We start from the raw sequence: 21291 nt of genomic DNA on the forward strand, positions 1-21291 counted from the left end.
TTTAATACCACATTTATTCATTCGTTTTCTTAAACACGAGCCTCCCTAAAGTTTCATCTTTTAATATGTAACGGTAATATAACCTGCTGACCTGAAAAACCCGTTCCAGAATAATCATCATTACCGCGGGCAGAACAATCCACTCAAAGATCTCCACTTTCCAGAAAACATAACTTAGCAATAGAATTGTCCTGATACATTCCAGCTCATATATATACTTGCGCTGTTCTATCAGAGCACCGCAATTAATCAGTGTAAAAAAGTATAGTTGCAGTAATGAACAGCTTATCGGCCATTCCAAGAACAGGAAACCATGCAGTAAAACCAGTAAGCAGCAGGATAGAAAAGATCACCTGCGCATTCAGGTAATTCCTGAATTTAAACTGATGATCATCTTTTCGCCCGGGCATTAGAAATTTCTTTTCTAATGCTGGCCGGATATCCTGATCTAACAAAGCAGGGCTTCCAAAAATGATCTGACATTTTTGTTTAATGCCTTTTACCCGGCGGCAGGCTTCTATAATTTCCAGGTAATAATGAAAATGCTGCCATAAAAAGCTATAACTTTTAAGCGGATGTGTTAATCCATAATGAGGCTTCTCTTCTTCCAGCTGAAAAGTCCCGAAAAGCTTATCCCAGAAAGTAAAAACATCACCATAGTTTTTATCCAGATACTTTTCGTCACTGGCGTGATGTATACCATGTAATGATGGTGTAATCAGTATATGCTCAAGCCAGCCCAGTTTCCCGACTAACTGCGTATGTGTAAAAAATGAATAAGCACCGTGTACTAAAAGAATAGTAAAGACCATTACCGGATGAAAACCAATTAAAGGTAAAATAGCATAGAAAATATTTCGGATTAAGGCCTGGATTGTAGTAATGCGTGCAGAGACGGTCAGATTAAACTCTTCACTTTGATGATGAACAATGTGTGCTGCCCATAAAAAGTTTATCTCATGGCCAAGCCGGTGATACCAATACCATAACAGATCGGTTGCCAGCATCAGGATAATCCACACCCACCAGCTATCAGGGATATGAATAATGGCATAATTAGTATATATCCAGTCAAAAAACTGGTAAAAACCCACAGTAACAAATAAATTTATCAGACGTTCTGCGATTCCGATACTCACATTGGCTACCGAGCTTTCATGTTTGAAATAGTGTTCTTTCTTTTTCCTTTTAGCCAGTTTATACTCTAAAAGCAAAAAGATAAAGAATACAGGTATAATGAAAGCAAGGTAGTTTAGTTTACAGATAACTTCATATCAGGTATTTTCGATTTAATCTTTCAAAAATACCCAATATATATAAAGTCTACTAATTTTATAGTCTTTATTTAATAAAGTCTTCAAAGAAGTTACCCGGAGCCTCTTCATTTAAAGATCCATCATTTTTAATCGTAGCCATCAGGGCAGCCAGTTTCTTTTCCAGTCTTTCAGATTCCGCTCTGTGCTGTTCGGCCTGATCAGCAGAAAGGTCGTCTTCATCAATTAATGTTAAAATTTTGGCCTGTAAATACAGATCATAGGTTTCGGCAGTCTTTTTTGCCAGTAAATTCAGCATTTCTTTATAGGTCATAACAGTTATGATTAGGTTTTTATCGATATCATAACGCTTATCGGATGTATTTGTTCTGATAAAATGCTGTGTTATCGGGGCAGAGTGTAGAGAAAGTCAACAAGTTCTTTTTCAGTCAAAAACCTTAAACAGCTACTATAAAGCATATTAACTATTTTCTGGCACGCTGGCACCATTTTGAACTATAGCTAAATAGAATTAGTTAATTAGAATTTTAAATTTAAATAAACAATTATTATGAGAAATTTCATTTTATCAGCAGCAGTTATAGCAATCGCAGGAGTATCAACAGTTAAAGCAAATGAAATTAAAAATCCAATTGATAGTGCAGCTTATACAGCAACATTGGATAGTACTGCTAATATAGTGAGACAAGATAGTGCAGCTACAATGGTTAGACAGGATAGTGCTTCTTATACAGTTGCAAAAGATAGCGCAGCTTATTCAGTAAAACAGGAAGACACTAAAGTACCGGTTAAAGTGGAAGAATTACCAGAACCAGTAAAAGCTACTTTAAAAGCTGATGCTTATAAAGAATGGACAGCAACCGGAGCTTTTTTAATTACCAAAGCAGATAAATCAACTTATTATCAGGTGGACGTTAAAAAAGACGATAAAGTAGCCTTCTTAAAAGTAGGTGCTGACGGTGTTGTGCAACAATAGTTAATACACACAATAAAATATAAATAATATAAAAGCCGGAAGTTCTCCGGCTTTTGTATTTTTGCCTATATTCAAAAGCGAACAGAATACTTATGGCGAAAATACTTATTATTGAAGATGATCTAACTTTCTCACAGTTGTTAGAAGGCTTTCTTAAAAAGCATGGCCATGAGCCTTATGTTGTCCACGATGTTAAAAGTACTTCAAAAAAATCATCGAACAACACAACTTCGAATTATTTCTGATAGATTATCGTCTTCCTGATGGAACTGGATTAGATGTATTGGCACATCTGCGTGAGCACAGCCTTAATTACCCGGTAGTGATTATGACGAGCTTTAATGATGTACGGACAGCCGTAAAATCAATTCAGCTTGGTGCAATAGACTATATCACCAAACCGGTCAACCCTGATGAGCTATTAATGATTATCAGAGGCTCTCTGGAGAAGAAGGCAGAAAATAATCAGACTGCCTCAGTTGAACATGAAGATTTCATTAAAGGAAAAAAAAGTACAAGCAGCTGATAAATTGTATGCCCATATAGATCTGGTTGCACCAACAGACATGTCTGTAATTATACAGGGGGAAAGCGGAACTGGTAAAGAATATGCCGCCCGTACCCTGCATGCTCAAAGCAAGCGGAATACTAAACCTTTTGTGGCTATTGACTGCGGGGCTCTTTCTAAAGATTTAGCCGCAAGTGAATTATTTGGTCATGTCAAAGGTGCCTTTACTGGTGCTGTCAATGACAAAAAGGGACAATTTGAAGCTGCTGAAGGGGGTACATTATTTCTGGATGAAGTAGGAAATCTGAGTTATGAGGTACAGGTAAAACTGTTAAGGGCGTTACAGGAAAGAGTTATCCAACCTCTGGGCAGTACTAAAAAAGTATCTGTAAATGTGCGGATCATTACCGCTACAAATGACGATTTGCTAACCAGTATACAAAATGGTGAATTCCGTGAAGATCTCTATCACCGTTTAAATGAGTTTAAAATTCTTTTGCCTGCTTTACGTGAAACGCGGTAAAGATCTTGAGCTTTTTATTGATCATTTCATTAAACTTTCCAATGCTGAACTTGGCAGGAATGTACAAAAACTTTCTGCTCCTGTTAAAGACCTGCTTTTACAATACGACTGGCCAGGTAACCTGAGAGAGTTGAAAAATGTGATTAAAAGAATGGTCTTGCTTACGCCTTCGGATACCGCAGGGATCGAATCATTACCTGATGAAATGATTCTGGCCATTAAACAGACGCCTAAACCTGGCGGATCTGATCTTAAAGCGATCAATGAAAGCAATGAGAAAAGTTTGATTATGGAAACCTTAATCAAGGTGAAATACAACAAATCTAAGGCAGCAAAACTCCTTAATATAGACAGAAAGACGCTTTACAGTAAAATGGAGCGTTATGAAATTGAATAGATCAGCTAATTTTCTGATCAACCAGCTGCATGAGTAAACTGAGCCTTTTAATCAATAACTCTAATTTTTCCTGACGTGCAGAATCAATTTCCTGTACTGTTTCAGAAAGATCGATTTCCATCATCCTGAATTCTGAAGCCAGCTGTCCTGACCCCATCTGAGCCGTTCTTCCCGCTATCCGGTGTACAATTAATCTTGCCAGAGGCTGATCCTTTGCAATTATACTTTGCTGTAGTTCAGCCATGTCATTCACACAATCTTCTTTAAACCTGTTCAGAATTTTCAATAATAACTCCTGATCACCAAAGGTCATCTTTTCTACAACTGATGTATCCAGGCCAATACCAGAAAAATCAGCCGTATCAGAAATCTCCTCTTCTTCGGCTAACACAGTAGTGCTAAAAACAGCAAGCAAATCATTTTCGCGGAAAGGCTTCATAATCAACCCGTCAAACCCTTGTTTCAATACCGATTCCAGCTCTTCGGGAAGAACTTGCGCAGTCATTGCATATATTTTAACATCCGCAGGGATTTTAGCCTTCATCAGCCTGCAAAGCTCTGCACCTGAAATCTCAGGCATACGCATATCCATCAGGATGTATTTAACTTTAGGGTCCCAGACCGCTGCCAGTAAATCTGCCGGGGAATTAAAACATAAATGATCGATATGTTTCTTAGTAAAAATGATCTGGCATAAATCCAGGATCAGCTGGTCATCATCTACTACCCATACTTTATCCTTGACATAAATCTTTTCGCTGATCTGCGGAATATTACTTTCAACAGGAACGTCAGCAATTTTAAAGGTCAGATATACGGTAAATGTACTTCCCACTGCAGGTTTACTCTTTACATAAATACGGCCGTCCTGGTTTTCTACAAGGGATTTAAGAATCGTCAGACCAAGCCCCGCACCAGCCTTATTGATGACCTCCTTATCAGGGGAATCAATTTGCTCAAATTCATTAAAAATCCTGCTGCTTTCTTCTTCTGTCAAACCAATCCCTGTGTCTTTTACCATAAATGTAAAATGCAGGTTATCTGATTGCCGCTTGTAAAAAACACTTAATAGTACTTCACCTGTCTGCGTGAATTTAATTGCATTACTTAACAGGTTATATAAAATCTGTTTAAGCCTGAAAGCATCTCCTTCTACAAAATCAACTCCATGCAACTCTATTTCCGTTTGCATTTTTAGTTTTTTCTGCTCCGCCTGAGGCTTCATAATGGTAATCACTTCTTCAAGCAACTCCCTGATATTAAATGGTTTTTGCTGAAAAGTAAATTTCCCTGATATGATCCTGTTATAGTCAAGAATTTCATTTACAATCTGCAGCAAATGTTCAGAAGAATGATAAATAGCATTGATATCTTTCAGCTTAGGATGCTCCTGATGCCTTATGATTTCGGCATAACCAATAATTGATTGCAAAGGTGTTCTGATTTCATGACTCATATTAGACAGAAACCGCTGTTTGGCCATCCCATGATATTCGGCCTCATCTCTGGCAGCTTCCAGTTCTTTTCTATAAAGGTTACTTTTAGTAATGTCTGTTAAAATGAGATATAGCAACACTATGGTTAACAAGAAAAAATCCAAATCATAATAAAACTGATTCTTGTAATGCCGGTATTTACAACTGCTTTGGCCTCCACCCCATTCTGTTCAATCTGTGTGACAACTTCACTTTCTACTTTTCTCAAAATATCAAGCATCTGACGGATAAGCACTTCATTGGCACTGGCAAGAGTAGCCTCTCTATTCAAAAAACGTGCACTTTTTTTATTTGCTGCTCCTTTGCTATGGTTCGTAACGATTTTTCAAGTCCTTTTGCTATGACTGTTTCTCCGGCTAAAGCAATAGTATCTCTTTTTATCTTTTCTTCATTTGTAACCTGGTAAGACTTATCTTCTTCTTCCTTTTTCTTACTAAATAAACGATTAAAAAACCCCTTACGCTGCTTCGATTCATCTACGGGAAGTATGGTAACCGTAGAGGTCTTCTTTTCTGTAGTAACAATGGTACTATCTTGTTGCTGGGGTCCTTTATTGACCAGATCATTCAGCTTTTGAACTTCCTGGGTAAAGGATTTATTATTGACTAAACCTTCCCGGACTTTAAGATAATTAATAAACTGTTTATCTCTTTGCACCAATAGTTTTTCTATTGACCTGATCCTGTTTAGCTGAATTGAATCGGCACTGTACATCCCAGCTAAAGAATCAAGCATCTGCCTGAGCTGGCCAGACTGTTTAAAGAAATTACCATAATTTCCGGGCGAGTTGAATGCCAGGTTTTTTTTGCTGCTGATCCAGTCCTGCTACTTTCCTGGAAACCATATTGACTAACCGTAATTTAGCATTAGGTGTTGAAATTGTATCCACAGTATCCAGCATTTCATCAAAAGCAATTTTACTCACCCCCCATGCCAAAAAAAGGGCAAAAAAGGCAAGCACGAAACCTATTATAATCTTGCCTTTAGCATCGCTTAAAAAACTTTTCCGTGAAACATCTATCATTAGCTGGTTTTAGTAATATCCAGTAAAGATAACAATGATCAAAAGAATTTGTTAGATGATTGTCCTGAAGGTTAGGTTTATCCTTGGACGGGTAACCTTAGTTGTTTTCGGTAAGCGGTGTAACCAATGGGTTTGCGTGGTCCCTTTCATCACCAGTAAACTTCCGTTTTCCAGTAGTAAAGAGAGAGATTGTTTTGTGTTTTTATGCTTAAAGGCAAAATGGCGTTCAGCACCAAAACTTAATGATGCGATCGTGGTATTCTTACCCAGTGATTTTTCATCATCACTATGCCAGGCCATCCCTTCATCGCCATCATGGTATAAATTGAGCAGACAGGAATTAAATTTAGTACCGCTCAGCTGTTCTATAAGTTGTTTTAATGCAAGAAGATCTGCCGTCCACAACAATGCCTGTTTAGTGGTATTGGAGTAGGTATAAGCATATTCAGCATCCCCATACCAGGCCACTTTCCGTTTGGTAATGATATGTTTACCAAAAATAACAGCTTCATCATTCTTCCAGACAATATCATCTGATAACCGTTGTAAATAATAAGAGAGTTTATCCGGATCAATCACTGCCCATAATAAATAATAAATCACTTCTCCATCATAAGGCAATAAGTTCACCGGTTCTCCTGTACTGAATAAATCCATTCTTTATATAAATTTCTTTGACAATGCCCGCATGGGCGGAATCCATTGGCTATTGCTTCCTTTTCATCTGTAAAAAAAATCCTGTTTTCTCTTTTCATTCTCTTCCCGCTTTTACAGTTAAGCAGTCCGTAGATTTTTAGTTTTTCATTTCCGCCTATAGTGACGATCTTGTTTCTGATCAGCGTTCTGACTACAACATCGCTGACTGATATATGTTTAATCATTTAGGTTAATGCGTCATGAAATATAATTCCTACTGCATAACGTTCACCTTTATGCACCTCACTAATCCCATGTTTCATTTTCATCTGATAATATCCTTTACTACCTTTTGCAGGTCTGAAATTGGTCGTGAATAACAACATATCACCTTTACGCGGATTCAATACAATAGCTTTAGACTGAGCTCTTGGATTTTGCTGGGTTAATACGAACTCACCGCCGCCTTCATAATCCTCTCCGGGTTCATTTAAAAACAAGACCAGCTGAATCGGAAAGTAAAGATCTCCATAAAGATCCTGATGTAAAGTATTGTATCCACCCTGACCATACTTCAGAATAAGCACAGTCGCTTTGGTTTGCTCCTGTTGCTCACAAAGATTCAGAAATTCTTCATGGATAAGCGGATACTGATTGTCTATCCGGAGAACTTTCATCCAGGTATTCGCTATAGGTGCAAGCCGGGGATATACTTCAGTTCTGATGGACTGAATCAATGAAGGCAAGGGATAATTGAAATACTTATATTCTCCAATGCCAAAACGATATCTTTCCATAATGACTGTTTTACGATAGACTTCAGTGTTTTGATAGTTATTGATTAATGCAGAACAATCATCTGCGGTCAGCACATTTTTGATAACAGCATAGCCCTGATCATGCATACTTTCTGTTACCTGCTGCCAGTCTGCAGCATTTATTTTTTCTTCGATGTCTTCATCTTATCCCTCGTTAGCTGTCATTGCTGCTTCCCATCCAATTATAGCCGTTTTACGGGCACTTCCCCAGTGATACCCACCTAGAGCGCCTGTTGACTGAATAATGCGGTGACAGGGGATTAAAAAAGCAACCGGGTTCGCACCTATAGCTGTTCCTACAGCTCTCGAAGCAGTTGGCATTCCAATATTTTTCGCTACCGTCCCATAAGTTGTCAACTGCCCCGAAGGAATTTTCAGTAAGGTTTCCCATACTTTCAGCTGGAAATCCGTTCCTTTTAAATGGAGCTTAATCTCGCTGATCTTGTCCCAGTCGTGCGTGAATATATAGAGCGCATTTTGCTGGGTCACGTCAGCAATTTGTTTGTAAGTTGCATTGGGAAATTTAGTCTTCAACTGCTCCAGTTCAATGGCATCATCATCAGCAAAAGCAATATGACAGATCCCTTTAGGTGTGGATGCGACAAGGATATTGCCAAAAGGAGTTTCTGCGAAACTATAATTAATAACCAGGTTTTCACCGCCGTTTTTATATTCACCAGGCGTCATTCCTTCGATATTAACAAACAGATCATGTAATCTGCCTGTTCCGGAAAGACCTGTTTCGAACGCCGTTTCAAACAGGGTTGCCTGACTTTCTTTCAGCATCTTTTTGGCATGCTCTATAGTCAGATACTGCAAGAATTTTTTAGGGCTTACCCCTGCCCACTCTGTGAATAACCGTTGAAAGTGAAATGGGCTCAGATTTATTTTTTCAGCAACCTCTTCCAGGCCAGGCTGGGTTTTAAAATTGCCATTGATATAGCTGATTGCTTCGGCAATACGGCTAAAAAATTAGTTTCTTCCTGTGCTTTCATAGCTCATATAATTTATTTAACTACACAAAAATAGAGACCAGAATAAGCTTTACCTACCCGAAACTTGCTGTGTTTTAAATATTACTTACTTCCGCCTGTAGCCAACTCAAACTCTTTCATATAGAGCTCATAAGCAGCAGCAATATAGGTCAGATTGTGATGAACCGGATTTGAAATAAATTCTTTGAAATCATCAATATCATTCTTCGTAAACCCTATTTGCACAAAAAAAGGTTGAGCGAGATCAAATTCTGCCGGATTCACCTTTGTATTCCCCAGATTTTTATACAAGTGCAGAGATGCTACAAATAAACGGTAATGTGGTGTAGATTTAAATTCCTGCATAAAATTGATCATGGTGCGGTAAGTTGCCGGTTTTCCTTCATCCATTGCCGTATGCAAAATTGTCCAGAGTACAGATCTTTTCAGCATGAGCGAATCTATATCGCCATATCCCCCACAATGTTTTAAGACCTCAACATCCCTCAAAAAAAGAGAATCTGTTGATAAAGCCTGATGTTTCGCAAAATAAGGTTCCTGATCAAGAACCTGGTTACAATCAATTTTAGTTTGCCCGAAAGCAGCCATATTCACTCCGGAAAACAAGAATATTGAAAGCGCGTAAAAAATATATTTCTTCATAGAAAACAGCCAGCCTGTAAAACGCAGACAAGGTAATAATTTCCACATATCAACTCCGATTGTTTATTATATTTATAAATAAATTTCATAAAAAGGTATGGCTTATAACGAATCGTTAGCTGACCGGGTCAGAGAGTTTTTAGCTGAACAGCCAGTAGTTGAAAAAAAAAAAAAAAATGTTTCAGGGAGTATGTTTTATGGTTAATGAAAAAATGTGTGTTTGTATAAGCCCAAACGGACTGTTATGCCGTATCGGTGCTCAGCAGACCGTGTTGGAACTAGAGAAGGATAATTGCCGGCAGATGATCAATAATGGCAGGGTGATGAAAGATTTTGTTTATGTTGAGGAAGAAAGAGTTCATTCACAGAAAGAGCTGGAATACTGGATAAAGCTCTCTCTGCAATTTAACAAAGAGGCTAAATCCAGTAAAAAAAAGAAAATCTAATCTCTGTTCCAGAATGCCGGTGGTTCAATACCAAGCGACCACAAGTAAACATAACCTTGTGCACGGTGATGAATTTCATTATCTATCCAGTAAAGAATAACATCCGTGGTATACCCCTCATATTGTCCAAACGCAAGGACAATCTCCCGAAAACGCTGATTTGGAATCTGTGGCCAGAAAGTATCAAGACTATGTGTTAGCTGATCCCATAAAAGCTGCTATGAGTCTCCTGATCACCCGACGATGTCCCTGCCAATGATCTAATAAAGTACGCTGAGTGATGATCCCTCAGATCAGGCCATTTCCTTCTTGTTGCATGATGTTGTTTTCCATAATCTGTTTATTTAAATGATTACAGAACAAAAAAAGACATGACAGCTGACAGCCTTATGTCAGCAGAGAAAACAATATTAATTTTTATTTAGCAGATCGAATAGCATTGGAAAAATATGCGTTACAAAATTCTCTGATTGCTTTACGGCGTGCGCGTTTGCAGTATTCTGATTAATCACGATGACAGCCTGCAAATCAGGAATAACCACAACAAACTGCCCACCCCATCCATTCCATAAGTTATTTCTACGCCATTGTACTTCGTATGATAAAAACATAAAGCATAAGCTGATCTGGCAAATCCCCATTCAGTTTTATATTGAACATCCGGGTGTGTGATCAAATTAATCCATTGAGAAGGTACAAGCTGTTTACCCCGATATAGTCCGTTGTGTAAGATTAACGCCCCTACTGTCAAGAGATCTTCAGCTCGCAAACGAATACTAAGCAAGCCACTCCCATCATCATATCCGTCATTCATTTTTGCCCACTCAAACTGACTTATACCCATTGGATCGAACAAGTATTTTTTAGCAAACAAATGAGTATCCATACCTGTACTTTTCGTCAGAATTACTGAAAGCAGGTGAGAAGCCGCATTATTATAATGAAATACGTCTCCAGGATTACTAACAAGTGGTTCTTTTAAAACATAGGCTGCAGGTTCTGGTAATTTCAAAAAATTACCAATCCTGTTTAAGTCTTCATGATATAGCCCTGAGGCCTGATTCATGACCTGACGAATCGTAAGTGTTTGTTTTCTTAAATCAGGATCATTCTTTAATTCAGGGAAGAAATCTATCAGGTTTTCATCCACCGATTTAATATATCCTTTATCTATCGCAATGCCTATTAAGACTGAGCAAATACTTTTTGTAAGCGACTGATCATTAAACAATTTACTTTCATTATATTTATTGAAGTAGTTTTCAGCAATAATCTTATCCTTTTTTAAAACTAAAAGCGCGTAGATATCCGGGTTATCTTTCACAGTGGAAGATGTATCAATATGAAGCTGAGCGAACGTATTGATGATAAAAAAAAGGAAGATACCTATAGTGATGGCTATTTGTTTCACCAAGCAATTATTTATAGTTAACAAGCTGTAAATTAACAAAATAATTGCTCTCATAAAGATTATATTTACTTAAGTGCCATTCCGCAAAACAATCATCCGATATTAAATAAAGAACAGCCAATTTTGTATTTCGCAATAATGAATGAATTGAATAAGAATTCAGGCACGGTGTGTTTTTATTACAAAAAGGCTATTCATTACCCCAAAAAGTCCATTTCTACTCATTAAAATTAAGCCCAGCCCTCTTTTCTTTATTTATCCCCGCAATGTTTTTAACTTCTTATTATTTATTTTCGATCCAGCGTTTGACCAAAGAGGCGTATCCTGAAAAGCCTTAAATGAGTAGGGACGTATTTGTAAAAATCTATAGGATGAAAAAATTAGAATTAAACAAAATGGGTGTTCAGGAAATGAACACAACTGAAATGCTAAACACCGAAGGTGGTAGCTTACTTAGTTTTCTTAGCGACCTGCTTGGAGGAGTTAATACCTTATTAACTAATGTGGTATCTACTCTGAATAAGATATTGTCTCCACTAATTAATATTGGCGTAGGTCCTCTTTAAAAAATTAGAATTTTAAATTCTTAAGATAACCGTTATGCCTTTTTTAGCATAACGGTTATTTTTATATTCTGCCCATATGTCCTTAAAACGTACTCAATTGAAACAATATCAAGCAATTCCATTGTTTACCGGTCAAAAATTGGTAAGCCAGGCCAGTTTATTTACATCGTTACTGTACTGGCTATTTTAGTGACATTCGCGGCATTACCTTTTATTAAAACTCCTATTAGTGTAAAAAGCAATGGTCTCTTACAATCTTCGATGGAGAAAACTGAGCTGACTATTCCTGTGAACGGAAGAATTACACAACTTGAACTAAAAGACAATAAAAAACTCAAACAGGGAGATATTCTCCTGGTTATTGATGCTTCGGCACCTAAAAAACAGGATGCACTGGTACAAACACGCCAGGGACAGATCTATGAGTTTTTACAGGATCTCAACAAATTATTAGTTTATATACAGTGGAACGGATATAATTACCCTCATCCTAAAACCGGACAGTACACCGCATCCTGGCAAGAGTTTGCACAAGAATCTGAAAGTTCAAGAATCGCTAAAGATCAGACAGAAGCAACTTTTAACAGGTACAATAAACTATACCAGAGTAAAGTCGTCACTCAATCTGAATATGAAAAATATAAATTTGAAAAAGAACAGGCAGCCTCAGCCTATCTGATGGTGAGTACCAAATATAAATCAAAATGGCAAACCGAAGCAAGTCAGTTCAGAAATGAATTGCGTCAGCTTTCAAGCCAGCAGGTAGACTTAAACGAACAGAAAAAACAATATACTTTAAGGGCGCCGATCAGTGGTTCTGTCCAGAATCTTTCAGGTATCCAAAAAGGAGCCTACGTATTTGCCAATCAGAAAATTGGCGAAATCTCCCCGGATACAAATATTACTGCATTTTGCTATGTCAAACCAGCAGATATCGGACTCATCAGAAAAGGTCAGGAAGTCCGTTTCCAGGTAGATGCTTTTAATTACAACCAATGGGGGCTGGCAACGGGTAAAGTACTCGATATATCAGATGATATTATCATTATAAACAACAATCAACCTGTATTTAAAGTTAGGTGTACCTGACCAAAAACTACTTAATGTTGAAAAACGGCTATAAAGGATTTTTGAAAAAAGGAATGAATTTCACCGCGCGTTTCACGGTAACCGAACGCAGTTTGTACCAATTACTGTATGATAAAGTGGATGACTGGGTAAATCCTAATGTAAGCGACAAAGTATGAGCACCAAAGTAAAACAAAGAGATATTACGGATTGTGGTGCAGCCTGTTTAGCGTCAATTGCATCTCATTATAAACTGGATCTGTCCGTTGCACGTATCAGACAGATGGCTGGCACTGATAAAAAGGGGACTACCGTTTTAGGAATGGTGGAGGCTGGCAGGAAATTAGGCTTCGAAGCTGCTGGTGTAAAAGGCCCATTTGATAGTTTATTCAAAATACCAAAACCTGCTGTTGCGCATCTGATCGTTGACAACATTCTACAGCATTATGTGGTTATTTATAAAGTAACTGCTAAGTTCATTGAGGTGATGGATCCTGCTGACGGGCAAATGCACCGGAAGACCCATGATGAATTAAAAAAAAAAGAATGGACAGGTGCATTGGTATTGTTGTTACCAGCAGAAGAATTTCAAACGGGAAATGAAAAAATATCGGTACAGACTCGTTTCTGGAACCTGATCAGACCACATAAAAGTATTTTAATTCAGGCCTTGTTAGGTGCAATCGTATATACGGTATTAGGCCTTTCCACCTCCGTTTTTGTACAGAAACTGGTTGATTTTGTACTGGTTGATGGTAACCGTAACCTGCTCAACCTGATGAGTATGGCCATGGTAATCATTCTGATTGTTCAGCTATTCATTGGAACTGCCAAGACCATATTTACACTAAAAACCGGTCAAATGATCGACAGTCAGCTGATTTTAGGTTATTACAAACATTTATTAAAATTACCGCAGCAATTTTTCGACACCATGCGTGTCGGTGAAATCATCTCCAGAATCAATGACGCGGTAAAAATCAGGGCATTTTTAAACGACGTCAGCATCAACTTTCTGGTCAACGTCTTCTTCATTGTGTTCTTCTCGTTTATCATGATGTTTACTTATTACTGGAAGCTTGCCCTGATCATGCTCACAGTTATTCCGCTATACTTACTCATCTATTTTATCACTAATAAACTCAATAAGAAAGTACAAAGGAAATTAATGGAGGACTCTGCTGAATTAGAATCTCAATTGGTAGAAAGTCTGAATTCAGTGGGTACAATCAAGCGTTTTGGTTTGGAAGCTCATGCCAACGAAAAAAAAAACAGAAATCCGCTTTATAAATCTTTTACAGACTGGTTTTAAGTCTAATATTAATTCTGTTTTTTCTGGTACATCATCAGAATTAATATCAAGGTTACTGACCATTATTCTGCTTTGGGTAGGCGCAGGCTATGTTTTAGATGGTAATATTACTCCTGGCGAACTCTTATCATTTTATACCCTGATTGGTTATTTCACAGGCCCTGTCACTTCTCTTATTGGTATGAATAAAACTGTGCAGGATGCTGTTATTGCAGCAGACAGACTTTTTTTGAAATTATGGATTTAGAACGTGAAAATGATGAAAACCAGATTGACCTTACTCCCGATAAGATAGGAGATATACATTTTGAGAAGGTCTCTTTCCGCTACGGAACAAGACTTAATGTCTTTGAAAATTTAAACCTGACTATTCCTAAAGGCAAGTTTACTGCTATTGTTGGCGAAAGTGGTTCAGGAAAATCAACCTTAATGTCAATTCTGCAAAACATCTACCCCATACAGGAGGGAAATGTACGCATAGGAAGTTATGATTTAAAATATATCCGGAACTCTTCATTGCGGCAAGCAGTAGCGGTAGTACCTCAGAAGATTGATTTATTCGCAGGAAATGTTATTGATAATATTGCAGTAGGTGATTATGAACCTGATATGCAAAAGATCATTGAAATCTCCACTCAGCTTGGAATCATTGATTTTATAGAAACCCTGCCCAGGGGTTTTCAAACTTATCTGGGTGAGAACGGGACTGCGTTATCCGGTGGACAAAGACAGCGCATTGCAATTGCAAGGGCATTGTATCGTAATCCAGAGATCCTTATTTTGGATGAGGCCACTTCCTCACTCGATTCGGCTTCAGAACAGTATGTCCAGAAAATGATTGATCTCTTAAAAGCTAGTCAGAAAACAGTGATTGTTATTGCGCATAGATTAAGTACACTGAATAATGCAGATAAGATCATTGTACTGGACAAGGGAGTAGTGGTTGAACAGGGTACACATCATGAACTGATCTATAGTCCTGATTCTGCTTATGCTAATTTATGGAAACTTCAATTACCGCAAATGTAATCCGATTTTCAATTTAGCATTTCTCTGCTCCGGATAGAGATAATCTAACCTTGTTAAAAAGAAAAATAATCCCTTAAATCAAGCCTCAAATAAACGCAATTACATCAAAAATGATAATTTTCTATTCATTCAGTCCACTGTTCACTGGCACAACCGGGAAATGCATTAAATGAACGAATTGAATAAAACCCAAACGACTCCAATCCCGGAGTAAAAAAGCCTGTTTTTCAGTATAAAAACCAAGTATTCAGACAAATACAAAACAAAAACACAAAAACTCATCCTTTTGCTATTTCTACGTTTTAGCGAAATATCATTACTTTCGTTATAGTGTTTGGCCAACCTAGGCGTACCCTGAAAAGCCTTTAACGAGTAAGGAATTTATTTTATAATAATCCCCCATTATGAAAAATTTAGAATTAAAAAACCTTGGAGTGCAAGAATTGAATGCAACTGAAATGTCTACAATTGAAGGCGGAGGTTTAATAGAAAACATTTCCGGCGTAATAGGCGCTGTTGCTGCCACCGTAGGTGGAGTTGTTAATACTGTAGGCACAGTTGTGGGTAACACAATTAACTTTGGTCTTACTCAATTATTCACAATTCTAAGGTCACTTTAGTATTAGAAATAAATTATTGTCTGTTATTCTACGCTCAGGATAACAGCTTTTCTATCTATTTAAACCATCCTAATCTAATAAACCTATTATGAAAAATCTGGAATTAAAAAATCTTGGTGTTCAGGAACTGAACAAAGCAGAAATGTCTACAATTGAAGGAGGAGGTGTCATTGGTGATTTATTTAAAGAACTCACCGGTATAGCAACTAATCTTGTGAAAAATACACTTTCATTCATTGGAACTCAATTAGGCATTATTTTTGGCTCTCTATAAAAACCAATAATAAATTAACGCTGCCGTTATGCTGAAATTCAGCATAACGGTCTTTTAAAAGATTTCCTGAACTGCCCCGGGCTAAGTCCCTTTTGCTTTTTGAAAAACTTATTCAGATGACTTTCATCTGTAAAGCCTAGTTCATCAGCAATCTCATTGATGCGCATATCACTATGCTGCAATCTGTTCACAATGAATTTAGTCCTGTAATTGATCGTGTACTGCTGCATAGTTTCATTCATATGCTTCTTGAAATAACGTCCCAGGTAAGTTTCTGAGATCCCAAAATGCTTACTTACTATTTCCGTTCTGATCTTTTCAGGATGATAGATATTATTTTGAATATACTCCAGAATCCCCATTGCTTTGTCTTCTGTACATTCATTCACTTGTTCAGGAAGATACTTTGCAATGTTACGTGCCACTACTACAATTAGTGTATTCACTAGCTGCTGCACCAATTCTTTATTGTACAAATCCCTGTTTACATATTCACGAATAACAGCTTCGACCATAGGGCGAACCAGACTTTTATCCGATTGATTTTTCAGGATGCAGCCAGGTTGATGATTTGCATTCTGCAAAATAAACTCTAACCGTTGCAAATCAGCACTACTAATGCCTTTTGACCGGATATAAATATCATTGAAACGAAGAAAGAAAAATTCCGAAGTGGTTTTGATATCGAAAGAATGGCAGTCATCAGGTGTAATCAAAAACATATGATCCGGATGATAATCAAATTTATGATGGTTAATACATTGCTGCCCGGTACCGGACAATACATAGATTAACTCAAAAAAAAACTATTTTTATGTGCGAGTAGCGAGCCTTCTGCTAAAGTTTCAAAATTAACTGAAAAGGGCTCATAAAGATTTTCTTTCCTCATGCAGTAAATATACCGAAATAAGGAAAACATATACCGTAAAATCATCAATAAATAAGTACAATTTTGCGTTACAAATTTAAATAGAGAAAAATGAAAGCAATAATTCTAACTGAGGCTGGCGATATAGAAAAACTGGTACTCACCACTTTACCTGTTCCTGTGATCACAGAAGATGAAGTTTTAGTACAAGTGAAAGCAATCAGCATTAATCCTGTAGACGCAAAGGTAAGAAGCGGAAAAGGATTATACGGTAAACTCAAAGAACACCCACCGATTATCCTGGGATGGGATATTTCTGGTATTGTTACTGAATCTAATTCCCCGTTATTTAAAACTGGTGATGAAGTTTTTGGAATGGTTAATTTCCCTGGTCATGGAAAAGCTTATGCAGAATATGTCGCTGCTCCTGCTGCCCCACCTTGCTTTAAAACCAGCAAACATATCACATGAAGAAGCTGCCGCAGCTACACTTGCCGCACTTACGGCCTGGCAAGCTTTAGTTAGCCACGCAAAAATCAAAGCAGCAGATAAAGTACTGATCCATGCGGCAGCTGGTGGTGTAGGTCATTATGCGGTACAAATAGCTAAACATATCGGAGCGCATGTAGTTGGAACGTCATCTGCAAAAAATAAAGATTTTGTAATGAGTCTTGGTGCTGATGAACATATTGACTATACCAGTCAACGTATAGAAGAAGCTACCAGTGCTATTGATTTTACACTGGACACCATTGGAGGTGATAATATTGATCGTTCACTGGAAGTCATTAAAACAGACGGGACGATCATCAGTATTCCATCAGGTCTAAGTGATGAAGTGACCGCCAAAGCAGCAGCTAAAGGGATCAATGGTTATTTTATCCTTGTAGAGTCTAATGGAGAAGATATGAAACAAATAGCCGGTTTACTGGAAAAAGGTATAATCAAATCGCATGTAGCTAAGATCTATCCATTTGAACAGCTTCCTGAGGCGCATTCAGCAATAGAATCCGGAAGAACTGTTGGAAAGATAGTAATCAATGTCTAAGTTAATGTAGAGATCTGTCAACCATGTATTAGGTATCTGTGTTGGGAAGGGGTTGGTAAGGCCAATGGCCTTACCAACCCCTTCCCAACACAGATACCTAATAGAAACTTAACCCGTTTCCAATCTTATCCGCTCTTTTTCAGGGAGCAGCTGCTTTTTTTTAAAATCCCTTGTAAGGTTTCCTCTCTATGACCGACAAAGGGGTTATGAAAACAACTCAATCAGGATACGTAACAGGCGTAATTGCCACCGTCATTGTACTATTATGGATAGGCATATTAAAGTTTACTCCTTCAGAAGCAAAGGCTATTCAACCTTTAGTTGAGAACAGCTGGTTAATGAGCTGGCTATACAAAATTGTGTCTGTTCAAACGGCATCCATAATTATAGGGATCTTTGAAATCATTACCGCCCTGTTTCTGATCGCTTCTTTCTGGAATGCAAAAGCTGGAAAAATTGCCGGTTTACTAACTATCGTAATCTTTGCTTCTACGCTGAGTTTCTTAATCAGTACCCCTGGTATCTGGAAACAATTAGATGGTGTACCGGTTACAGATTTTTTTTTCGTCTTAAAGGATCTGGCATTTCTGGCCATAGGTTTACAGATAATCGGGCATTCTCAGACTAAAAACAACACATAATAAGCAATTAATCAATTAGATATAGCTAAATCATTTTATTATCTACAAAGCGGAAAGACTGTTTTTTTTTTTTCTATTATTTATCTCTCTATATTCGTCAAACCAGATATTAAAATATGAGAAGAACATTAGTCTTTTTACTGCTATTTCAAGCCAGTCACCTCTTGGCACAAAATAAAATCTCTACACTGCCAATCTGGAAAAAAGCAGAAGAATCAGTTAAAAAACAAGACTGGCTGATTAACAGTTCCGGCAAAAATGCAAGGATATATCGCAGCACAGATAGTAAAGATATTATTTTCTCTAATGGCCTGGTAAAAAGATCTTTCCGTTTACAGCCAAATCTGGCCTGTACGGATTTCAGTAACCTAAGCAATAATCAGCAATTAATAAGAGCCGTTAGCCCGGAAGCAAAATTAACAATTGATGGTAAAACCTATAATGTAGGCGGGCTGCATGGTCAAAAAAACAAAAAGCTTATCTTTTATATAGCTGGCTTGACGGACTGACTGCTAATAGTTCGGATTTTATATATAAATCGTATAACATAACCCCGATTGTACCTCATGTTAACTGGAAACCGGCAGCAAACGAGTGGGCGGCCAATACAAAACAACCCACAGGAAAAATGCTGACGTTCTCTTTCGAATCCAGCTTACCAGCCTTAAAAGGAGTCATAATTCATATAAATTATGAATTATATGATGGTGCCCCTCTTATCTGCAAATGGCTGAGCATTGAAAATAAGGCAAAAAGAGACTATCAAACTAAACAAAGTTATCAATGAGGTTATAGCTGCACATGAGGAGGAATCTACAGTAGATGGAAATCCAATGGAGATGAAAAGGCCACATGGAATTTACATAGAGAGTAATTATGCTTTTAACAATTCTATGAACGCCCGATTGTCTGATCAAACCACACACTGGAATACAGATTCAACTTATACTTCTCAGGTCAATTACAGTTATAAAACACCCTGCCTGCTGGAAGTTTATCCTCCAGTTGGCCCGGGCGTTGAGCTCACTCCTGGAAATACTTTTAAATCAATAAGAACAAACGAACTATTACTTGATAGTTATGACAGAGACAGGAATGGATTAGCTCAGCGAATGATGTATCGTAAGATCGCACCATGGTCAACAGAAAATCCAATCTTCATGCACCTGATATCTATTGATCCAAAGGTTGTAAAAAAAGCCGTTGATCAATGCGCCGAAACTGGTTATGAGGCCATTATTTTATTTTAAGCTTTGCCAGTGGTCTGGAGATGGAAGACCTCTCTGCAGATAACATTTCCAAAATTAAAGGCCTGGTTGATTATGCACATAGCAAAGATATACTGATGGGTGGGTATTCTTTATTTTCCAGCAGACGCATTAATGATGAGGAAGATGTGATCGACCCTAAAACCGGAAAAGCAGATGTGCATGCCCAGTTTCTTCATGCACCTTGTTTAGGTTCAAACTGGGGTTTAGCCTATTTGGGTAAAATTAAAGCTTTTATAAAAAAAACAGGATTGGATATCTTTGAGAATGACGGGCCATATCCTGGCGATGTCTGTGCATCCACAAAACATCCGGGACATAAAGGATTAGACGACTCTCAATGGGCACAAATGGAACTTCAAAAAGGGTTATATCGCTGGTGTAATGAGAATGGAGTTTATGTCAATGCACCCGACTGGTATTTTTTGGATGGAACCAATAAAATAGCATTAGGGTATAGAGAAGTAAATTTCAGTCTGCCCCGCAACAGCAGGTTATCTTAAACCGTCAGAATATTTATGATGGAACGTGGGAAAAAACTCCTTCCATGAGCTGGGGCTTTGTTCCCTTAACACAGTATCAGGGAGGAGGTGCGGCAGCAACTTTAGAACCACTTTCAGAACACCTCGATTCATATGAACAGTTAATGATGCAATATTATGGAGCCGGGATACAAGCCTGTTACCGCGGGCCGAGATTATACGATACCGAAGAAACAAAAAAACTTGTGATCGGCGTAGTCAGCTGGTACAAGAAATACCGTACTATTCTGAATTCGGACATTGTACATTTGCGCAGAGCTGACGGAAGGGATTGGGATGGGATTTTACATGTTAATCCAGCTGGTAAAGAAAAAGGATTAACCATGTTGTATAATCCATCTGCTGAGAAAATTACACAGAAAATCGTGTTACCTCTATATTATACAGGTCTTACAGGCAAAGCAAACATCAGAGAAAAAGAAGGAAAAAGTACATCATCTTATAACATAGATAAAAACAATAATGTGACCTATGAGGTAACAATACCGGCAAATAGCTACACCTGGCTGGTTATTGAATAACAGGAATTTACCTTTCTAAAATTACAGTGGCACCCATGCCGCCCGCCGCGCATACAGAAAGGAATCCTTTACCACTGCCCTTTTCATATAACAACTTGGCCAATGTGGCCAAAACGCGTCCTCCGGTAGCAGCAAATGGATGCCCTGTGGCAATGCTGCTTCCATTCACATTTAATTTACGTTCATCGATTTTACCAAAAGCCTCACTAAACCCAAATTCTTTAACTAACTCAGGGCTCTCCCATATTTTAAGAATAGCCAGTACCTGAGCAGCAAAAGCTTCGTGAATTTCATAAAAATCAAAGTCCTGCAAACTTAATTCTGCTTTTTTAAGCATATCTGCCGCTGCATAAACCGGTGCTAACAATAGGTTTTGTTTATCTTTCAA

General features: G+C 37.8%; 35 protein-coding genes and 2 pseudogenes. 21 read left to right on the forward strand and 16 right to left on the reverse strand.

The genetic code is table 11. The annotated features are described in order from the left end of the window. Nucleotides 1–245 precede the first annotated feature (245 nt). Both ACWYN3_RS24540 and ACWYN3_RS24545 read right to left on the reverse strand, forming a co-directional pair. A complete protein-coding gene (locus ACWYN3_RS24540) occupies nucleotides 246–1214 on the reverse strand; it encodes a sterol desaturase family protein (RefSeq protein ID WP_456216746.1) in 969 nt (322 codons plus the stop codon). 127 nt (nucleotides 1215–1341) lie between these two features. Further along, nucleotides 1342–1587 carry a hypothetical protein gene (locus tag ACWYN3_RS24545; RefSeq protein ID WP_456216747.1) on the reverse strand — a complete coding sequence of 82 codons (246 nt, stop codon included), beginning with the start codon at nucleotides 1585–1587 and terminating at the stop codon, nucleotides 1342–1344. A gap of 237 nt (nucleotides 1588–1824) precedes the next feature. On the opposite strand from ACWYN3_RS24545, the gene ACWYN3_RS24550 reads away from it, so the two are divergent. The 5 genes from ACWYN3_RS24550 (at nucleotide 1825) to ACWYN3_RS24570 (ending at nucleotide 3678) form a co-directional block, all read left to right on the forward strand. Further along, nucleotides 1825–2250 (forward strand): hypothetical protein, encoded by a 426-nt coding sequence (locus ACWYN3_RS24550; protein ID WP_456216748.1) that lies wholly within the window; start codon nucleotides 1825–1827, stop codon nucleotides 2248–2250. Nucleotides 2251–2342: 92 nt separating this feature from the next. Next, nucleotides 2343–2495: a hypothetical protein gene (locus tag ACWYN3_RS24555; RefSeq protein WP_456216749.1), complete on the forward strand. Its 153-nt coding sequence runs from the start codon at nucleotides 2343–2345 to the stop codon at nucleotides 2493–2495. Then, a complete protein-coding gene (locus tag ACWYN3_RS24560) occupies nucleotides 2495–2776 on the forward strand; it encodes a response regulator (protein ID WP_456223141.1) in 282 nt (93 codons plus the stop codon). The genes ACWYN3_RS24555 and ACWYN3_RS24560 overlap by 1 nt, the downstream gene beginning before the upstream one ends. Next, nucleotides 2736–3281 (forward strand): sigma-54 factor interaction domain-containing protein, encoded by a 546-nt coding sequence (locus ACWYN3_RS24565; RefSeq protein ID WP_456216750.1) that lies wholly within the window; start codon nucleotides 2736–2738, stop codon nucleotides 3279–3281. The genes ACWYN3_RS24560 and ACWYN3_RS24565 overlap by 41 nt, the downstream gene beginning before the upstream one ends. Beyond that, entirely contained in the window at nucleotides 3268–3678 is a 411-nt protein-coding gene (locus tag ACWYN3_RS24570; RefSeq protein WP_456216751.1) for an AAA-type ATPase lid domain-containing protein, read from the forward strand. Before ACWYN3_RS24565 ends, ACWYN3_RS24570 begins: the two co-directional genes overlap by 14 nt. Nucleotide 3679: 1 nt before the next feature. Here ACWYN3_RS24570 and ACWYN3_RS24575 read toward each other — a convergent pair whose 3' ends face one another. The 9 genes from ACWYN3_RS24575 to ACWYN3_RS24615 all read right to left on the reverse strand — a co-directional run bounded on the left by ACWYN3_RS24575 (nucleotide 3680) and on the right by ACWYN3_RS24615 (nucleotide 9289). Further along, nucleotides 3680–5251, reverse strand: coding sequence for an ATP-binding response regulator (locus tag ACWYN3_RS24575; protein ID WP_456216752.1), 1572 nt, complete (start codon nucleotides 5249–5251; stop codon nucleotides 3680–3682). 8 nt (nucleotides 5252–5259) lie between these two features. After that, nucleotides 5260–5445, reverse strand: a complete 186-nt coding sequence (locus ACWYN3_RS24580) for a hypothetical protein (RefSeq protein WP_456216753.1) — start codon at nucleotides 5443–5445, stop codon at nucleotides 5260–5262. After that, nucleotides 5442–5909, reverse strand: coding sequence for a hypothetical protein (locus tag ACWYN3_RS24585; RefSeq protein ID WP_456216754.1), 468 nt, complete (start codon nucleotides 5907–5909; stop codon nucleotides 5442–5444). Before ACWYN3_RS24585 ends, ACWYN3_RS24580 begins: the two co-directional genes overlap by 4 nt. A 31-nt stretch (nucleotides 5910–5940) precedes the next feature. Next, nucleotides 5941–6198, reverse strand: coding sequence for a hypothetical protein (locus ACWYN3_RS24590; protein WP_456216755.1), 258 nt, complete (start codon nucleotides 6196–6198; stop codon nucleotides 5941–5943). 51 nt (nucleotides 6199–6249) lie between these two features. Then, entirely contained in the window at nucleotides 6250–6855 is a 606-nt protein-coding gene (locus ACWYN3_RS24595; protein WP_456216756.1) for an alpha-ketoglutarate-dependent dioxygenase AlkB family protein, read from the reverse strand. Then, on the reverse strand, nucleotides 6825–7079 hold the full coding sequence (locus ACWYN3_RS24600) for an Ada metal-binding domain-containing protein (RefSeq protein ID WP_456216757.1): 255 nt from the start codon (nucleotides 7077–7079) through the stop codon (nucleotides 6825–6827). The genes ACWYN3_RS24595 and ACWYN3_RS24600 overlap by 31 nt, the downstream gene beginning before the upstream one ends. Next, nucleotides 7080–7739 (reverse strand): 2OG-Fe(II) oxygenase, encoded by a 660-nt coding sequence (locus tag ACWYN3_RS24605; protein ID WP_456216758.1) that lies wholly within the window; start codon nucleotides 7737–7739, stop codon nucleotides 7080–7082. Nucleotides 7740–7796: 57 nt separating this feature from the next. Continuing rightward, a complete protein-coding gene (locus ACWYN3_RS24610) occupies nucleotides 7797–8612 on the reverse strand; it encodes a bifunctional helix-turn-helix domain-containing protein/methylated-DNA--[protein]-cysteine S-methyltransferase (RefSeq protein ID WP_456223142.1) in 816 nt (271 codons plus the stop codon). Nucleotides 8613–8728: 116 nt separating this feature from the next. Further along, a complete protein-coding gene (locus ACWYN3_RS24615) occupies nucleotides 8729–9289 on the reverse strand; it encodes a hypothetical protein (protein ID WP_456216759.1) in 561 nt (186 codons plus the stop codon). Between the two features lie 176 nt (nucleotides 9290–9465). Here ACWYN3_RS24615 and ACWYN3_RS24620 point away from each other — a divergent pair, with 176 nt between their 5' ends. Further along, the gene (locus ACWYN3_RS24620; RefSeq protein WP_456216760.1) at nucleotides 9466–9735 is read left to right on the forward strand and encodes a TfoX/Sxy family protein; all 270 of its coding nucleotides are present in this window, start codon (nucleotides 9466–9468) and stop codon (nucleotides 9733–9735) included. On the opposite strand, the pseudogene ACWYN3_RS24625 reads toward ACWYN3_RS24620, so the two are convergent. Both ACWYN3_RS24625 and ACWYN3_RS24630 read right to left on the reverse strand, forming a co-directional pair. Continuing rightward, nucleotides 9732–9932: pseudogene (locus ACWYN3_RS24625) on the reverse strand (DinB family protein); the annotation flags it as partial. The gene ACWYN3_RS24620 and the pseudogene ACWYN3_RS24625 overlap by 4 nt on opposite strands. Before the next feature lie 311 nt (nucleotides 9933–10243). Then, a complete protein-coding gene (locus tag ACWYN3_RS24630; RefSeq protein WP_456216761.1) occupies nucleotides 10244–11146 on the reverse strand; it encodes a serine hydrolase domain-containing protein in 903 nt (300 codons plus the stop codon). Between the two features lie 338 nt (nucleotides 11147–11484). Here ACWYN3_RS24630 and ACWYN3_RS24635 point away from each other — a divergent pair, with 338 nt between their 5' ends. The 8 genes from ACWYN3_RS24635 (at nucleotide 11485) to ACWYN3_RS24670 (ending at nucleotide 16015) form a co-directional block, all read left to right on the forward strand. Further along, entirely contained in the window at nucleotides 11485–11712 is a 228-nt protein-coding gene (locus ACWYN3_RS24635) for a hypothetical protein (RefSeq protein ID WP_456216762.1), read from the forward strand. 189 nt (nucleotides 11713–11901) lie between these two features. Continuing rightward, complete coding sequence (locus ACWYN3_RS24640) at nucleotides 11902–12801, forward strand: HlyD family secretion protein (RefSeq protein WP_456216763.1); 900 nt, start codon at nucleotides 11902–11904, stop codon at nucleotides 12799–12801. Nucleotides 12802–12815: 14 nt separating this feature from the next. Further along, nucleotides 12816–12959, forward strand: coding sequence for a hypothetical protein (locus ACWYN3_RS24645; RefSeq protein WP_456216764.1), 144 nt, complete (start codon nucleotides 12816–12818; stop codon nucleotides 12957–12959). Continuing rightward, a complete protein-coding gene (locus ACWYN3_RS24650; protein ID WP_456216765.1) occupies nucleotides 12956–14092 on the forward strand; it encodes an ABC transporter transmembrane domain-containing protein in 1137 nt (378 codons plus the stop codon). The genes ACWYN3_RS24645 and ACWYN3_RS24650 overlap by 4 nt, the downstream gene beginning before the upstream one ends. Continuing rightward, nucleotides 14034–14339 carry an ABC transporter transmembrane domain-containing protein gene (locus tag ACWYN3_RS24655; protein ID WP_456216766.1) on the forward strand — a complete coding sequence of 102 codons (306 nt, stop codon included), beginning with the start codon at nucleotides 14034–14036 and terminating at the stop codon, nucleotides 14337–14339. The genes ACWYN3_RS24650 and ACWYN3_RS24655 overlap by 59 nt, the downstream gene beginning before the upstream one ends. Continuing rightward, nucleotides 14330–15121, forward strand: a complete 792-nt coding sequence (locus ACWYN3_RS24660; RefSeq protein ID WP_456216767.1) for a peptidase domain-containing ABC transporter — start codon at nucleotides 14330–14332, stop codon at nucleotides 15119–15121. Before ACWYN3_RS24655 ends, ACWYN3_RS24660 begins: the two co-directional genes overlap by 10 nt. Before the next feature lie 404 nt (nucleotides 15122–15525). Further along, complete coding sequence (locus tag ACWYN3_RS24665; protein WP_456216768.1) at nucleotides 15526–15741, forward strand: hypothetical protein; 216 nt, start codon at nucleotides 15526–15528, stop codon at nucleotides 15739–15741. 88 nt (nucleotides 15742–15829) lie between these two features. Beyond that, the gene (locus tag ACWYN3_RS24670) at nucleotides 15830–16015 is read left to right on the forward strand and encodes a hypothetical protein (protein ID WP_456216769.1); all 186 of its coding nucleotides are present in this window, start codon (nucleotides 15830–15832) and stop codon (nucleotides 16013–16015) included. A 38-nt stretch (nucleotides 16016–16053) separates the two neighbouring features. Here ACWYN3_RS24670 and ACWYN3_RS24675 read toward each other — a convergent pair whose 3' ends face one another. Continuing rightward, entirely contained in the window at nucleotides 16054–16737 is a 684-nt protein-coding gene (locus ACWYN3_RS24675) for an AraC family transcriptional regulator (protein ID WP_456223143.1), read from the reverse strand. 9 nt (nucleotides 16738–16746) lie between these two features. Continuing rightward, nucleotides 16747–16797 (reverse strand): annotated as a pseudogene (locus ACWYN3_RS24680) (hypothetical protein); the annotation flags it as partial. Between the two features lie 197 nt (nucleotides 16798–16994). Here ACWYN3_RS24680 and ACWYN3_RS24685 point away from each other — a divergent pair. From ACWYN3_RS24685 to ACWYN3_RS24715, 7 genes are all read left to right on the forward strand, one after another. Next, nucleotides 16995–17354: an alcohol dehydrogenase catalytic domain-containing protein gene (locus ACWYN3_RS24685; protein WP_456216770.1), complete on the forward strand. Its 360-nt coding sequence runs from the start codon at nucleotides 16995–16997 to the stop codon at nucleotides 17352–17354. Continuing rightward, nucleotides 17299–17931: an NADP-dependent oxidoreductase gene (locus tag ACWYN3_RS24690; RefSeq protein WP_456216771.1), complete on the forward strand. Its 633-nt coding sequence runs from the start codon at nucleotides 17299–17301 to the stop codon at nucleotides 17929–17931. Before ACWYN3_RS24685 ends, ACWYN3_RS24690 begins: the two co-directional genes overlap by 56 nt. 206 nt (nucleotides 17932–18137) lie before the next feature. Continuing rightward, nucleotides 18138–18572, forward strand: coding sequence for a DUF417 family protein (locus ACWYN3_RS24695; protein WP_456216772.1), 435 nt, complete (start codon nucleotides 18138–18140; stop codon nucleotides 18570–18572). Between the two features lie 164 nt (nucleotides 18573–18736). After that, complete coding sequence (locus ACWYN3_RS24700) at nucleotides 18737–19081, forward strand: hypothetical protein (protein ID WP_456216773.1); 345 nt, start codon at nucleotides 18737–18739, stop codon at nucleotides 19079–19081. A 228-nt stretch (nucleotides 19082–19309) separates the two neighbouring features. After that, nucleotides 19310–19822 (forward strand): hypothetical protein, encoded by a 513-nt coding sequence (locus ACWYN3_RS24705; RefSeq protein ID WP_456216774.1) that lies wholly within the window; start codon nucleotides 19310–19312, stop codon nucleotides 19820–19822. A gap of 20 nt (nucleotides 19823–19842) precedes the next feature. Beyond that, nucleotides 19843–20343, forward strand: coding sequence for a hypothetical protein (locus tag ACWYN3_RS24710; protein ID WP_456216775.1), 501 nt, complete (start codon nucleotides 19843–19845; stop codon nucleotides 20341–20343). Between the two features lie 44 nt (nucleotides 20344–20387). Further along, nucleotides 20388–20903, forward strand: coding sequence for a hypothetical protein (locus ACWYN3_RS24715; RefSeq protein ID WP_456216776.1), 516 nt, complete (start codon nucleotides 20388–20390; stop codon nucleotides 20901–20903). Between the two features lie 7 nt (nucleotides 20904–20910). Here the strand turns inward: ACWYN3_RS24715 and ACWYN3_RS24720 are convergent, their stop codons facing one another. Further along, nucleotides 20911–21291 (reverse strand): hypothetical protein, encoded by a 381-nt coding sequence (locus ACWYN3_RS24720; RefSeq protein ID WP_456216777.1) that lies wholly within the window; start codon nucleotides 21289–21291, stop codon nucleotides 20911–20913.

This window comes from Pedobacter sp. NJ-S-72 (assembly GCF_053890575.1).